Below are 13,636 nucleotides of genomic sequence, written 5' to 3' on the forward strand. Positions count from 1 at the left end.
TCTCTCTTGCAGCCTACGCATGACATGCGTATAGTCAAGCCTGAACTTCGAAGGAGACTTACTCTCATGGCTGTTCTAACTTCACGCAGGACGACCGTGAACAGCCATGAAATACAATTCTTCAAAGCCCTCGGAGCGCGTATCGCGCAGGCCCGGAAGGCCCAGGGCCTCACCCAGCAGCAGATCGCCGAGCATCTCGGCATCGTCCAGCAAACCTACGCGCACTATGAAATGGGCCACGTACGCTTTCCCGCCTCCATGCTCCCCATCCTGGGCAAGGTCCTGGGCCTGACCCCCGAGGAGCTGCTGGGCGAGGAAAGGCCCAAAGGCAAGCGAGGGCCAACCTCACGGCTCGACCAGCAGATCGATTACATCCGCAGGCTTCCACAAACGAAGCAACACGCCGTAATGCAGGTCCTCGACATGGTGATCGCCTCCCAGGCAGAACACTGAACCCGCCGGGGCTCTTGTCGTTTCTTCTTTAGCAGCTAAGAGAAAAAATCCCCCTGCGCGACCTTCAGGGGGAGGGGGCCTGTTTTTTTAGGTAGTACTAAAAAGGGATTTCCACCCCGACACCACCTTGAGAGGTTGGCCATGAAAACCGTGTTCGGTATCGATACCGAGGATCTCCCCACCCCGGCTTTGCCCAACCGTCCCTCGCGCCATCAGCCCCTGGTCTACCACCTCCCCTACCGGTTCGAGCGAGGCACCCTGACCTTCCTTTGGCCCGAGGGATCCCCATGGCTGGTCACCCACCAGGTGGAGGAACGGGACGAGGCCATTCAGCATTTTTGTCTCCGCGCCTTCTGGTCCCTGCATCCTTCCGAAAGGGTGTTCGCGCTCCGCATCTGGCAGACCGCCAAACCCGCCGACCTTCCGGAAACCCGGACCCTCATGGTCACGGACGAGGAAATCATCTCCCTCATGCTGCTCGAATATTCCGAGGGCGAAGCCGCCTACCGGATGCACCACCCGCCCATACTTCCTGCCGGGAAATGCCCGGCTTTCGAGGCGTTCTTCCCCACCATGAACTGAAAGGTCCACCGGATCCGAACCGAGGAGAGGGGATGCATCCTCAATTTTTCTTTTCGCGGATCATCCGAAGGCAACCCGATATATCATCGGCCATCATCCCGAATTGAACGATCACCCAAGGAGCCAGCGATGGATATGGCGACATTGGTTGCTGAACTGGTGAAGGCACTGGCTTGGCCCCTAACCTGTACCCTGCTCGCCCTATGTTTCCGGAGACAGTTGATCGGGTTGTTCGACGGCCTTCGCCTTCGGCGGCTCAAGGGCAAGGATTTTGAAATCGAGTTCGAGGAGACCATGAAGGCGACAAAGGCCATCCAGCCGCCGGGGGCAAATTCCAGAGTTGCCATCCAGAAGTTTGCCTTGGCAGACATGGACGATGATCTGATCGTCCACGCACCCCAAGGTGCGATTCTCGCCGCATGGGCAAAGCTGGAAGGAACCCTTGTCGCCGCGTCAGAGCAAGCTGGAATCAAGGATGGGCCATCTACCAACATCGGGCGCATCCTGGATGGACTGGCAGAGAAGGGCGCGCTCCAACCCTCGACAATCCAGGTCATCACCTCTCTTCGTCACTTGCGAAACCTGGTGGCCCACAGCTCCGACAATGCACAGGATAGGATTACGCCCGGAAATGCCCGGGAATTTGTCACCATGGCCAATGCTGCCGCTTGGAGCGTTCAGGTCGATGTCAAAGCCTTCCTCGCAAAAGGGGCCGAGTAGCACATGGTCACGGGCGAGAGAATCATCCCCCTCATGTTTCCCGAATAGTCCGAGGGCGAAGCCGCCTACCGGATGCACCATGCACCAAATCTTCCGGCGGGGGAAAGCCCGGCCTTCGAGGCGTTCTTCCCCATCATGAACTGAAAAGTCCACCGGATCCGAACCGAGGGGAGACCCTTCAGGGGCTCACGGAAAATGGGTCTGATCCCGGTCGAAAATGGGAATCCGGGATCCTACAAAAGGATTTCCCGGTCTCCCGGAAATGACTTTGGCCCGTACGGCGGCTCCCGGGAAAACCCCCGGCCTATTCCGGATCCTTCCGCCCCTCCCTGCGCTTGTGGAGACGCAGGAGCTTGAGCGCCTGGACCAGGAGCTGCTCGGCGGCCTCTTCGAGTGGGATCCCGGCCTCGGCGGAGGCCTGCTCAAGCTCACGATAACTCACGGGATGAAGCCTGACCCGGAGCGCCTGGGAGTTGCCGGCACTGGCCCTACGTATGAGCTGCATGGAATACCTCGGAATCCACCTTTGGTGGATGGACATCATACCTTCGAAACAAATGTCTCCGCTATGCTGCGACATTCGTTTCAAAGGTATCCCTACCCCCCACGACCGCAAGCGGTTCGCGGAGGGCTCTGAAAGGGCCAATCCGGGGCGGCTCCCCCCTCCAGGACCGTGCCAGGGAAAGCACCTGGCACGGTCCCGGAAGCCGGGGTGCCCGTGGGAGGGGCCGACCCAACCAGGTCATTCGGGACCGCAGGGACTTCGGCGCTTCACTCGCGCCCGGCCATGAGCCCCCTTGAGGTGGGGGGGCTCACGACCGGGACAAACGGCAGGGTGAAATCCAGGAAAGGGGCTCAGGCCCTTTTCCCGGAACTGCCGAAAAGCGGGAGGGGTCTTCTCCCGAACACCGGCAGGGCTTCGGGAAAGACTTTCCCGGTGACACCGAGGGCCAGCGCGGCGGCGGCCACCACCCCCAGGACCGAGGACACCGCCCACATGCCCCGCAGCCATTTCCCCAGGCGCAGGCCAGCGCCTCCCCCTGTGCGCCCAGGTCGCCGGAAAAGCGGAGCCGGAAAATCGGCCCGATGCTTTCCGAAATGGAATTCTTGTCCCCGATGGCCGGGGTTCGAAAGCCGGGAGCGGCCGTACCGAAACTCGATCAGGAACCCCATCGCCCCGGCAATGGCGGGCTCCAGAACCCGCCCCGAAAATGGAAATGGCCACCCCGCCGAATGGGATTTCCGATCTTCGGGTTCCGGGTTTTCATCGGAGCCCAGGACGGACGGAAAAGCCGAAGGGTACGCCCAGGGTCAGGGGTGGCGGCTTGGGTGACAGCTCCGGGATGGTCAACTCCTGGACCAGGGGTGGCGGCTCTACAACCAAACCCGCCTCCCTTGTGTGAGGGCGAAATCGGACGCGAAGGTAACCTGCATGAACCAGCGACCAGATCCCGGCCTTGCACACCGGAGATATCGGCCCTGACTGCATTTGAGGCCTGAAATCTTACCAACTGAAAATTTCGGTGCCTTTGGAGCCCTTGACACTACCAACCCCAAAGGCGACCCTTCTTTCATCGCCCCGCGAGATTCCTTCAACTTTCCTTTAAGGGGAAGTGTGTTCGGAGGAATCCATGGAACTGAAAATCAACCTGATCCATCTTGCCGTGCTGGCCGGAGCGATGGTGCCCCTGCTCAAACTTTGGTGGCGAAAACGAGATTAATCCGGGCATGGAGACCTGCCTCTCACCCTATCTCCGGCCAATACGACCAATGCCTTTCTCAAAAACGTCAATTGAGCCTGGTTCCCTGAGAAATGCCACAGCGTTTCAAACCGATAAGGGAGGAAACCCGTGCCACAACCATTCTCTCATCCGGAGTTTCAGAGCTACGCCTTCGAGGATATTCCTCTGGATCAGGACACCTTCTTGATGGATGAGCGCTGGCTCTCCGATTACGAGGCCGCACAAATTGACATGTTCAACGGAAGGGGCGACGGCAATGCAGGGTTTGCCAGCTACGCATCAGTTCACAGCATTGCTGCAGACTCACTCGAACTGTCCTGGTATCCCAATATATTTACGCGTTATCATGAAGTATCAATTCGATTGCCGAGAGAGGCATTCGTAACCTGTGTTGACACCCCCAGCTGCGGTGGTAAGCCATGCATCTTTGTGAAGGGCCCTTGGTTATCGAACCTACACTTGCGTCCGTATTCCGCCTTCGCACTCATAGATGCCATAGGGGTTAAGGCCGCCTTGTTGGGCAATCACCTTGATGGGCCAAAGCTTGTTAGGCTTCGAGATCGAATAGATCTAATCGCATCAGCCAATCCCGGAGTGGCATTCATAAGCTTTGCTGATAATATCCTCCTTAAAATCAACTGGTTCGTCGGCCAGTACGACAGCGATATTCACTACTCCTACGAGCCCGAAACACTGATTAAGCTAATGCCTGCCATTTCAGATGCATTTCAATCTGAAATTGGCCTTAAAATTTATGGAATAATTGTGCAAGGTGTTAATGAATACCACGACAGTGGCCTTCTCCACTACTCACCCAAAGGAAACCATGTTTCATTGAATAGCCTAGGGCTTCCATTTGCCCAACTCAGGTCGATTGATGATGCCGTTCATCGCGCCATCCATGCCGGTACCCACGGGCCCTGTGAGTTGTACCTTGAGGAGCATTTTTATCATTCCCTACGTTTTAAACTTGATCTCGACAAAAACATGCTGCCACACGCAAATTACTCTTCGCCGATGGCGACCAAGCTGAGCAAATACTTCTACACGGACTCTGAAACGATTCTAAAAAATCTTGATGGCCGGTAGCCACGGGTAGCCTGTGACGAGCGTGTCGGCCAAGTCCATCGAATCCTGGACTCCGTGCCGATGCTCGTGAAAGCGAATGCCAACCAAGCTCACCTGCAACAACAAATCCAAAGCAAATACAACACACATATCACCTGCAAAAAGCCCATCCAACTTGGAATCACAGAGTACAACTCGCCTTTATCACCCCACAATATCCATCGAAATGGATTAACCAACCACACAATGAAACGAACTACACCACGGACAGCAATCAGCCTGATTGCTGAATACAAAACAATAAGAACTAAAACCGCAATAACAAAAACAGAATCAAGGCGAAGTAGATTATGGAAGTCAATCATCGGCATGAGAATATTTTCTTAAAATATCGAACGTCGCAATAAAAGTCGAGACGATGTAAGCAATAAGTATTGAAATAACCGCTAAAACTCGAACACCAATATTGATATTTGTATACTCAAACCAAACTGAATACAAAAAGCTAACGCCCCAACCAATTGATATCACTAAAATAAAAAACAGTGACACTTGTCGCCACAAGTACATACAAGTCAGTATTGTTGACTTGGATAATGCCGATTTATCAGATGGAAATACGATGCGGATCGTTTTATTTTCGAGCATGACATCACCTTGTGCAATGCATCATTTCAGTATTTTCCTTTTGGCCGCTTCCCACATTTCTTTGAGTGATTGTATTGTGTCTTTCTTGTCTTTGGCCTTCTGGGCGTCCGATGGCTTCACCTCTCCAGGAGCTTCGCCAGCTTTTTGTTCCTTGGAGGACCTCACGAGACCGTCGCCTTTTGCGTCACTAGTTTTTGCATCAAATGCAGTCCCCGGCTTTGCCATGTCGGATGCATCTTTTGCTTCATCCTTTTTAATCTTGACATTTAAATTGATGGTTTCATCAACAACGTCTCCAGCCTCTGAAAGCATTTTTAATGCGGTGTTTTTTGTCCTGGTCTCAATGCGCCTAAATTGCGTAACAGACTCTTCATCAAAACTATCATCACTCATTGAAGCACGTTTAACTGATTCTGAATTTTCCTTCTTTTGTTGATCAAGAGACTTAACCCCCGTGTCCAACATTCTAGCTGTCTGCACCCCTGGTCGAAGCGATGGAGGAAGGAGTTTAACCAACCAATTCGGCAATCCAAACATCCCACTTGGGTCAGTCATCATTACCGGATTGTTCTGCACGTAGGAGAAGATGTTCCAGGATTGCGTCTCTTCAAAGTGCTGATCCCGTGCCGGGTCCGGGCTGGCAAACCGCCCATACATAGGCAGATAGAACCGCGCCTGCATGTAGGTGCCCCTATGCGACTCCGGCCTTCGAGAGGGCACTTCCCCTTGTGGCACTGGGCTTTTCAATGATCTGAAACCATTGTAGCTCCGGAGACCCCCCGATGCACCTCTGGCGGCTGAAAAGCAGGCAGCTAAAGAAGGAAGCCCGGAGCGGAACGCCCCGCCCCGGGCCCCCTTCCTCGCCCTTCCGCAGCTAATCCTCACTCTCCTGCCCAGTCTCCTTGTCCTCTTCCGTCATGTCTCGCGCTCCAATGTCGAGAGCCCGGCTGAACAACTGGCTGTAGAGGTTTGCCGGGATCTCCCCCTTCTTCTTCTTGATCACCTTGTGGGGATTGAATAGGAGAACGAATTGGTAATCATGGCTTCCGGTATAGCTATCAATGAATCCCATGCTCTTAAGGGATTTCATGCGCTGCCGCCAGGTATAGACGGCTCGCTCGCCTGAGAAACCGGATTCGGACGCCAGGTCAGCGGGATTTCCGATCTCGATTACCTGCTCGTCAAAGCTCCGACACCACAGGGTGAAGTAGGTGTTCCCAGCCGAGGCGTTCTTGGTGAGCGCGTCGATGATGTTGATGATGATGGGCATGGTCCTGGGGATCGTGATCCATCCGTCCTGACGCTTGCGATGCCAGAGGTCCTCTTCGGTGATCTCCGACCAGAATTCCCCGCGTAGCTTCAGGGTCTTTGCCTGCATCTTCGAGTGCCGCGCCTTCTTCTGCTTAACGTTCATCGTATCCTCCCCCAAAGGGGGGGCTCGCGGTCAGGAGGTTGGAATTCCCGACCCCACCAGCTCGCGACGACCAGTGGTGAGCCCCACACTCAGTATCGGAATGCAAGTGCTACATATCCACGAGATACGCAATTCTATCTGACCAGCCGATGAGCGGGCAAACGCCAATTCATACCCATGAAAGGTAAACATTCCATTCGATTCGTCAATAGAGCTGCATGGATTTATTAATTCAAATCTTATAAATCCACCCGCTCGAACGTTTGGTGTCCGCAGCATGTGCTCCATCGTGCTCGCTGTTGTCCCTGTGGTCGTTTGTGCTCCTGTGCTCCTGGGTTCGGGGCAACCTCCCCCCAGCTCGATTCTGGCCAGGCGTCGTTCAGCGCCGCCAGACTGGGCCTGTCTTGGCGCAGGCGATGGCCTCCTCCAGGGTCCCGAACTTGCCCCAGACCGTGGGCCGGTCCCAGGCTCCGCCGTCCAGGCAGTAGGTGTCGAACCGTTTCCCGGAGGGCCAGGCTTCCAGCCACTTCGCCAGGTACTCGCTGCCCTCCTCGTAGGGGCACGGGTAGATGCGCACGTAGGGAACGCCCCACCACGCCCGATGACTGGGCGGCCGGTCTTCATTGCGCGTCCCGTCGAACCGCTTGGGCAGCACAGGGTTCACCGGGATTCCGTCGATGATGCGCTCGGCCCTCATTCCGGATCCTCCTGGCCGAGCTGGGCCAGCAGGTCTTGGGCGGTGGGCTCCCGCTCCGCCTCCAGCCACTTCCGGGCCGCCTCCGGCATCCTGCCGGGGTGCGTGGCCGTGTGGATGGCCTTCAGCGCCCGGATGCTGACCTTCGTGTAGATCTGCGTGGTCTCCAGGCTGGCGTGGCCGAGCATGGCCTGGATGTAGCGGGTGTCTGCGCCGTTCTCCAGCATCAGCGTGGCCATCGTGTGCCGGAACAGATGGCAGGCACCCTGTTTGCCGATGCCCGACCGCTTCACGTACAGCCCGGCCAGGATGGTCAGGTGGAACGGCTTCAGCGGCCTGCCCAGATTGTTCAGGAACAACGTGCCGTCGTCCTGGAGCCCCACCAGCTCCGGCCTCGCCCGATCCCGGTAGGCCGCGATCCACGCCAGCGCCCGCTCTCCGATGGGGATCATGCGGTCCTTCCGGCCCTTGCCCTCACGGATCATCAGCGTGCCCCGCTCCCGGTCCACGTCCTGGATCGAAAGCCGCGTCAGCTCCGTCCGCCGGATCCCTGTGGAGTAGAACGTCTCCAGGATCGCCCGGTCCCGCAGCCCCACCGCCGTGGCCACGTTGGGCACGGCCAGCACCGCCTCCGCCTCCTGCGCCGACAGAATGGCCTTGGGCAGCCTGCGCACCACCTTGGGCAGCTCCAGCTCCGCCGCAGGGCTATACGGCAGATGCCCCTGCTTCACCAGCCAACTGAACCACTGCCGCACCGGGATCAGCAGGAACTGCTGGCTCCGGGCCGTCAGGGGCTCCCCGTTGGTCTTCCGGTGATGGAACAGCTGCTGCTGGAACCGCTCCACCAGGGGCCGGTCCACCTGGCCAGGCCGCTCCACGCTCCGTTCCTGGCACCAGCGGATGAACCGGCGCAACGCGGCCTTGCTGGACGCCACCGAGTGCGGCGACTGGCCCAGCACCCCCATGTGCGTCAGATACCGCTGCATGTGGGTGGTGAGGCTGTCGGGATCGCCCACGCCGCCGATGGGCGGCAGACTCGGCTTGCGCCCCCCGACCCCCCTCATCGGGCCACCCCATTCGCATACGACAGGACGGGCACGAGGATCTCTGGAAGTGCGTTCTCGAACCTCGATTCGCGAACTCCGCTCAATGCCTCGTCAGCATTGGGTTTCTGGGGTGCGACCGCACCCCGACCACCCCCCGACCGAACCCCGACCACAGGCCGACCGCACCCCGACCGCAGGGGCTCCTCACCCCGACCGCTGGCCGTCGTAGGCAGGGAATGGAGGCTGCCCACCTCGATCAGCCCCAGGAGCCGGGCACGGCCTTCCGCATCCTCGCCCGTGTAGAGCAGCTCGTAGACGAACGACTGCTTGTGGCCACCCTTGTGGGGCAGAAGGAACTCCATCTCCGAAAGGCGGGCCAGGTGGATCTTCATCTGGGTATCGCCCCAGCCCACCGCCTCCCGCGCCTGCCTGCGCGTGAAGTGAAACTCATGCTGGGCGACGTTCTGCGCCTCACATTCCGCGGCCACCCAGGCATGGAGCAGCGTCAGCAGCTTCCGGGTCTGGGGCAGCAGCTCGTCCACGGTACGCCCCAGAACCTCCGTGGCCAGCTCGTTGGCGAGGGCGATGTCCGCCGGAATGACTTCGATGTAGCGGAGCGACTGCCCCTGGTGGACCACGGTCTTGATCTCCCGCTGGAACTGGTGGAGGAGGGCAATGGAGCGGATCAGCGTCAGATACTTCACGTGGTCCCGCCGCGAGCGGGTCTGGTCATCACGGAAGCTCAACTGATCGGCGTAGGGATTCACCACTGCCAGGGGCTGGAGCAGGCGCTGGACGTTGCGGTGCAAGGTCAGCAGCCGTTCCCGCTCCGCCTTCGCCAGCAGCCCCTCCAGGGTCTCCCGCCGCCGCTGAACGCCGTGGATGGCACGGGTCTGCTCCCGGCTCTCGTTCACCGTGAGGACCAGGCAGCGGTTCAGCAGCTCCTCGTCGAGGTCGATGGCCGTAGTGGTGAGGAACAGCATCACCGGCCCTTCCACGGTGTAGTCGTGGGTGGTCAGCATCCCGGTCAACGCGTCCTTGCCGGTACTGGCCATCGTCACCCGGCCTTCGCTCTGGAGCAGCTTCAGGGCATAGCTGGCCTGCCTCGCGCCCTCCTCCTCGGCGATGGCCAGGATCTTGTGCTGGAGGCTGCGGTCGCCCATGTAGAACAGGGACTGGCCGCTCATCGCCGAATACCGCACCAGGTCCTCCTCGGGAACCAGGTCCAGCACGGCGTCCATCAGGCTCGACTTCCCGGCGGCACTCGCCGACTGGATCATCAGGGCCAGAGGGCGATCCAGGAGCCGCGAGACGGCCGCCAGGTAGCAGGTGGTCTTGTTGGGCTCCTCGCCGACGATGCCCAGCGCCGTGAAGTCCGCGAGGATCCGGCCCAGGAGATCGGGGGTCTTCAGCAGGGCCAGGGCCTCCGCGTGGGCCTCCTCCGTGAGCGTGGGGCGGGCGGTCTTGGCGGCGAGGGCCTCGGCCAACTGCTCGGCCTGGAGCGCCTCCACCTTGCGCAGCACCTTGCCCAGGTCCAGCTTCAGGGTCTCCTCGGACGCCGGGAGTTCCAACCCGGCCTGCCGCACGAACGCCGCCCTGGCCTTGGCCTGGTAGAGATCAATGGTGTCCACGTGGAAAGGCTCGCCCCGCGTGACCATCAGGTTCACCTTCAGGGTCTCGGGGTTCAACGGCTTCTGCCAGCCGCGAACCCGGTAGACCCGGTCCTCCAGGGTGAGCAGCAGATCGGTGCCCTGAACCTCGTGGGCCAGCTCATCGGTGGCGGGTGGGGGCGGCGGCACCGGGGGAGCGGGAATGGGTGCAAGTGTAGGTGCCTGGGTGGGTGCATGGGCAGGTGCATGGGCAGGTGCCTGGGCAGGTGCCTGGGCAGGTGCCTGGGCAGGTGCCTGGACGGGTGTCTGGACGGGTGTCTGGACGGGCGACGTAGGGATGGCGGCTAAAGAAGGAAGGGGCTCCGGGAACTTCGTGGCCTCCACCTGCGCCACCACCTCTCGGACCGTTTCCCTTTTAGCGGCTTCCTTGCCTACGCCGCCCTCCGGGGCTGGGCCAGTGCCCATCCACTCCGCCGACCGGATCACCAGCCCCAGCGACTTCGCGGCGGGCTGCACTTTCAGGGCATAGGCGTTGGCGTCCAGCCCCTTGGGGAACTGGATCCGGTAGCAGGCGATCCCCTTCGCCATCAGCTTCTCCGCCAACTTCACGGACGAACGGTCCCCAGCGTCATCGCGGTCATAGGCGATCAGCACCCGCTGGGTGCCGTGCCGCTGAAAGGCGTCCAGGTGGTCCTGGGTAAACCCCTCCACCCCGTAGGCCGCCGTGACGTTGCGGTATCCGGCGCACCAGAACGTGAGGGCGTCGATCAGGGCCTCGCAAAGGATGATCTCCTTCGAGTCCTTCAGAGCGGCCACATTCCACACACCCTTGTGCGGGCCCGGGAGGTAGAGATGCAGGGGCGTCCCCTTGCGCAGGTTGTCCAGGAGCTTGCGGCCGTAGACTTCCTGCACGTTCCCGGCCTCATCCAGGATCGGAATCACCAGGCTCCCGTTGAAATGCTCGTGGCCGCTCTCGCGGTAGATGCCCACCTTCGCCAGCTGGCTCCGGATCTCGCCGCCAGCCTTCCACTGCTTGCCCGGCAGGCTCAGGCCCAGGGTGCGGTTGGCGTAGCCCAGCTTGAACTGCTCGATGGCCTCGGGATGATGGATGCCCCGGACCTTCAGGTAGTCCATGGCCTCCGGTGACTGCTTCAGGGTGTCGTGGTAGTAGCCGATCACCTGCTGCAGCAGGGCCTGGTCATCCGCATCGAACGCCACCGGGGGCGGCAACCGCCGAACGGAACTGGCCTTCACCGGAACCGCCTCCGTACCCGGCACGATGTCCGCCCGCAATTGCTCCACCGCGTGCCGGAAACTGATGCCCTGGATCTTCATGGTCCAGTCAATGGGACCGCCCGCCGCGCCGCAGCCGAAGCAGTGGAACAGGTTCTTCTCCGGCGTCACCACCAACGAGGCCTCCCCGTCCTCGTGGAACGGGCACTTGCCCAGGCGGTCCTTGCCTGACTTGGCCAACGGGATCCCAGCGGCTTCCGCTAGGCGCTCCAGGCTCACCTCTGCCTTCAAACGCTCCAGTTCGGCATCGGGGATTCGGGCCATGGTTTCCTCCTTCCGCGAAAAACCTGTCAAGTCGGTTTTTGAAAAATCATCTCTCTTGCAGCCTACGCATGACATGCGTATAGTCAAGCCTGAACTTCGAAGGAGACTTACTCTCATGGCTGTTCTAACTTCACGCAGGACGACCGTGAACAGCCATGAAATACAATTCTTCAAAGCCCTCGGAGCGCGTATCGCGCAGGCCCGGAAGGCCCAGGGCCTCACCCAGCAGCAGATCGCCGAGCATCTCGGCATCGTCCAGCAAACCTACGCGCACTATGAAATGGGCCACGTACGCTTTCCCGCCTCCATGCTCCCCATCCTGGGCAAGGTCCTGGGCCTGACCCCCGAGGAGCTGCTGGGCGAGGAAAGGCCCAAAGGCAAGCGAGGGCCAACCTCACGGCTCGACCAGCAGATCGATTACATCCGCAGGCTTCCACAAACGAAGCAACACGCCGTAATGCAGGTCCTCGACATGGTGATCGCCTCCCAGGCAGAACACTGAACCCGCCGGGGCTCTTGTCGTTTCTTCTTTAGCAGCTAAGAGAAAAAATCCCCCTGCGCGACCTTCAGGGGGAGGGGGCCTGTTTTTTTAGGTAGTACTAAAAAGGGATTTCCACCCCGACACCACCTTGAGAGGTTGGCCATGAAAACCGTGTTCGGTATCGATACCGAGGATCTCCCCACCCCGGCTTTGCCCAACCGTCCCTCGCGCCATCAGCCCCTGGTCTACCACCTCCCCTACCGGTTCGAGCGAGGCACCCTGACCTTCCTTTGGCCCGAGGGATCCCCATGGCTGGTCACCCACCAGGTGGAGGAACGGGACGAGGCCATTCAGCATTTTTGTCTCCGCGCCTTCTGGTCCCTGCATCCTTCCGAAAGGGTGTTCGCGCTCCGCATCTGGCAGACCGCCAAACCCGCCGACCTTCCGGAAACCCGGACCCTCATGGTCACGGACGAGGAAATCATCTCCCTCATGCTGCTCGAATATTCCGAGGGCGAAGCCGCCTACCGGATGCACCACCCGCCCATACTTCCTGCCGGGAAATGCCCGGCTTTCGAGGCGTTCTTCCCCACCATGAACTGAAAGGTCCACCGGATCCGAACCGAGGAGAGGGGATGCATCCTCAATTTTTCTTTTCGCGGATCATCCGAAGGCAACCCGATATATCATCGGCCATCATCCCGAATTGAACGATCACCCAAGGAGCCAGCGATGGATATGGCGACATTGGTTGCTGAACTGGTGAAGGCACTGGCTTGGCCCCTAACCTGTACCCTGCTCGCCCTATGTTTCCGGAGACAGTTGATCGGGTTGTTCGACGGCCTTCGCCTTCGGCGGCTCAAGGGCAAGGATTTTGAAATCGAGTTCGAGGAGACCATGAAGGCGACAAAGGCCATCCAGCCGCCGGGGGCAAATTCCAGAGTTGCCATCCAGAAGTTTGCCTTGGCAGACATGGACGATGATCTGATCGTCCACGCACCCCAAGGTGCGATTCTCGCCGCATGGGCAAAGCTGGAAGGAACCCTTGTCGCCGCGTCAGAGCAAGCTGGAATCAAGGATGGGCCATCTACCAACATCGGGCGCATCCTGGATGGACTGGCAGAGAAGGGCGCGCTCCAACCCTCGACAATCCAGGTCATCACCTCTCTTCGTCACTTGCGAAACCTGGTGGCCCACAGCTCCGACAATGCACAGGATAGGATTACGCCCGGAAATGCCCGGGAATTTGTCACCATGGCCAATGCTGCCGCTTGGAGCGTTCAGGTCGATGTCAAAGCCTTCCTCGCAAAAGGGGCCGAGTAGCACATGGTCACGGGCGAGAGAATCATCCCCCTCATGTTTCCCGAATAGTCCGAGGGCGAAGCCGCCTACCGGATGCACCATGCACCAAATCTTCCGGCGGGGGAAAGCCCGGCCTTCGAGGCGTTCTTCCCCATCATGAACTGAAAAGTCCACCGGATCCGAACCGAGGGGAGACCCTTCAGGGGCTCACGGAAAATGGGTCTGATCCCGGTCGAAAATGGGAATCCGGGATCCTACAAAAGGATTTCCCGGTCTCCCGGAAATGACTTTGGCCCGTACGGCGGCTCCCGGGAAAACC

General features: G+C 59.5%; 13 protein-coding genes. 7 read left to right on the top strand and 6 right to left on the bottom strand.

Annotated features, from left to right (window positions below; genetic code table 11):
* Positions 1-96: 96 nt before the first annotated feature.
* The 3 genes from ACZ5LB_RS03720 to ACZ5LB_RS03730 all read left to right on the top strand — a co-directional run bounded on the left by ACZ5LB_RS03720 (position 97) and on the right by ACZ5LB_RS03730 (position 1,755).
* Entirely contained in the window at positions 97-453 is a 357-nt protein-coding gene (locus ACZ5LB_RS03720; RefSeq protein WP_464604785.1) for a helix-turn-helix domain-containing protein, read from the top strand.
* A gap of 141 nt (positions 454-594) precedes the next feature.
* Positions 595-1,035 carry a hypothetical protein gene (locus tag ACZ5LB_RS03725; protein WP_464604786.1) on the top strand — a complete coding sequence of 147 codons (441 nt, stop codon included), beginning with the start codon at positions 595-597 and terminating at the stop codon, positions 1,033-1,035.
* Between the two features lie 129 nt (positions 1,036-1,164).
* On the top strand, positions 1,165-1,755 hold the full coding sequence (locus tag ACZ5LB_RS03730; RefSeq protein WP_464604787.1) for a hypothetical protein: 591 nt from the start codon (positions 1,165-1,167) through the stop codon (positions 1,753-1,755).
* Positions 1,756-2,059: 304 nt separating this feature from the next.
* Here ACZ5LB_RS03730 and ACZ5LB_RS03735 read toward each other — a convergent pair whose 3' ends face one another.
* Positions 2,060-2,260 (bottom strand): hypothetical protein, encoded by a 201-nt coding sequence (locus tag ACZ5LB_RS03735; RefSeq protein ID WP_464604788.1) that lies wholly within the window; start codon positions 2,258-2,260, stop codon positions 2,060-2,062.
* Positions 2,261-3,605: 1,345 nt separating this feature from the next.
* Here ACZ5LB_RS03735 and ACZ5LB_RS03740 point away from each other — a divergent pair.
* On the top strand, positions 3,606-4,586 hold the full coding sequence (locus tag ACZ5LB_RS03740; protein WP_464604789.1) for a hypothetical protein: 981 nt from the start codon (positions 3,606-3,608) through the stop codon (positions 4,584-4,586).
* A gap of 648 nt (positions 4,587-5,234) precedes the next feature.
* Here ACZ5LB_RS03740 and ACZ5LB_RS03745 read toward each other — a convergent pair.
* From ACZ5LB_RS03745 to ACZ5LB_RS03765, 5 genes are all read right to left on the bottom strand, one after another.
* A complete protein-coding gene (locus tag ACZ5LB_RS03745) occupies positions 5,235-5,894 on the bottom strand; it encodes an RHS repeat-associated core domain-containing protein (RefSeq protein WP_464604790.1) in 660 nt (219 codons plus the stop codon).
* 193 nt (positions 5,895-6,087) lie between these two features.
* Complete coding sequence (locus ACZ5LB_RS03750; RefSeq protein ID WP_464604781.1) at positions 6,088-6,627, bottom strand: hypothetical protein; 540 nt, start codon at positions 6,625-6,627, stop codon at positions 6,088-6,090.
* Between the two features lie 379 nt (positions 6,628-7,006).
* Entirely contained in the window at positions 7,007-7,324 is a 318-nt protein-coding gene (locus ACZ5LB_RS03755) for a hypothetical protein (RefSeq protein ID WP_464604782.1), read from the bottom strand.
* Positions 7,321-8,385 carry a site-specific tyrosine recombinase XerC gene (xerC, locus tag ACZ5LB_RS03760; protein ID WP_464604783.1) on the bottom strand — a complete coding sequence of 355 codons (1,065 nt, stop codon included), beginning with the start codon at positions 8,383-8,385 and terminating at the stop codon, positions 7,321-7,323. The genes ACZ5LB_RS03755 and xerC overlap by 4 nt, the downstream gene beginning before the upstream one ends.
* Positions 8,382-11,534 carry a CHC2 zinc finger domain-containing protein gene (locus tag ACZ5LB_RS03765; protein ID WP_464604784.1) on the bottom strand — a complete coding sequence of 1,051 codons (3,153 nt, stop codon included), beginning with the start codon at positions 11,532-11,534 and terminating at the stop codon, positions 8,382-8,384. Before ACZ5LB_RS03765 ends, xerC begins: the two co-directional genes overlap by 4 nt.
* Positions 11,535-11,679: 145 nt before the next feature.
* Between ACZ5LB_RS03765 and ACZ5LB_RS03770 the strand changes: the two genes are divergently transcribed.
* The 3 genes from ACZ5LB_RS03770 (at position 11,680) to ACZ5LB_RS03780 (ending at position 13,338) form a co-directional block, all read left to right on the top strand.
* Complete coding sequence (locus ACZ5LB_RS03770; protein WP_464604785.1) at positions 11,680-12,036, top strand: helix-turn-helix domain-containing protein; 357 nt, start codon at positions 11,680-11,682, stop codon at positions 12,034-12,036.
* Between the two features lie 141 nt (positions 12,037-12,177).
* The gene (locus tag ACZ5LB_RS03775; protein ID WP_464604786.1) at positions 12,178-12,618 is read left to right on the top strand and encodes a hypothetical protein; all 441 of its coding nucleotides are present in this window, start codon (positions 12,178-12,180) and stop codon (positions 12,616-12,618) included.
* 129 nt (positions 12,619-12,747) lie between these two features.
* On the top strand, positions 12,748-13,338 hold the full coding sequence (locus ACZ5LB_RS03780; RefSeq protein ID WP_464604787.1) for a hypothetical protein: 591 nt from the start codon (positions 12,748-12,750) through the stop codon (positions 13,336-13,338).
* Positions 13,339-13,636: the final 298 nt, after the last annotated feature.

The organism is Mesoterricola sp. MK458, from assembly GCF_055384935.1.

What these genes read in the sequence shown, in the direction of transcription:
- ACZ5LB_RS03725 (WP_464604786.1), top strand. Translation starts at nt 595, where the DNA reads ATGAAAACCGTGTTCGGTATCGATACCGAGGATCTCCCCACCCCGGCT.
- ACZ5LB_RS03730 (WP_464604787.1), top strand. Translation starts at nt 1,165, where the DNA reads ATGGATATGGCGACATTGGTTGCTGAACTGGTGAAGGCACTGGCTTGG.
- ACZ5LB_RS03755 (WP_464604782.1), bottom strand. Translation starts at nt 7,324, where the DNA reads ATGAGGGCCGAGCGCATCATCGACGGAATCCCGGTGAACCCTGTGCTG.
- ACZ5LB_RS03780 (WP_464604787.1), top strand. Translation starts at nt 12,748, where the DNA reads ATGGATATGGCGACATTGGTTGCTGAACTGGTGAAGGCACTGGCTTGG.
- ACZ5LB_RS03775 (WP_464604786.1), top strand. Translation starts at nt 12,178, where the DNA reads ATGAAAACCGTGTTCGGTATCGATACCGAGGATCTCCCCACCCCGGCT.
- ACZ5LB_RS03735 (WP_464604788.1), bottom strand. Translation starts at nt 2,260, where the DNA reads ATGCAGCTCATACGTAGGGCCAGTGCCGGCAACTCCCAGGCGCTCCGG.
- xerC (WP_464604783.1), bottom strand. Translation starts at nt 8,385, where the DNA reads ATGAGGGGGGTCGGGGGGCGCAAGCCGAGTCTGCCGCCCATCGGCGGC.
- ACZ5LB_RS03745 (WP_464604790.1), bottom strand. Translation starts at nt 5,894, where the DNA reads ATGCAGGCGCGGTTCTATCTGCCTATGTATGGGCGGTTTGCCAGCCCG.
- ACZ5LB_RS03765 (WP_464604784.1), bottom strand. Translation starts at nt 11,534, where the DNA reads ATGGCCCGAATCCCCGATGCCGAACTGGAGCGTTTGAAGGCAGAGGTG.
- ACZ5LB_RS03750 (WP_464604781.1), bottom strand. Translation starts at nt 6,627, where the DNA reads ATGAACGTTAAGCAGAAGAAGGCGCGGCACTCGAAGATGCAGGCAAAG.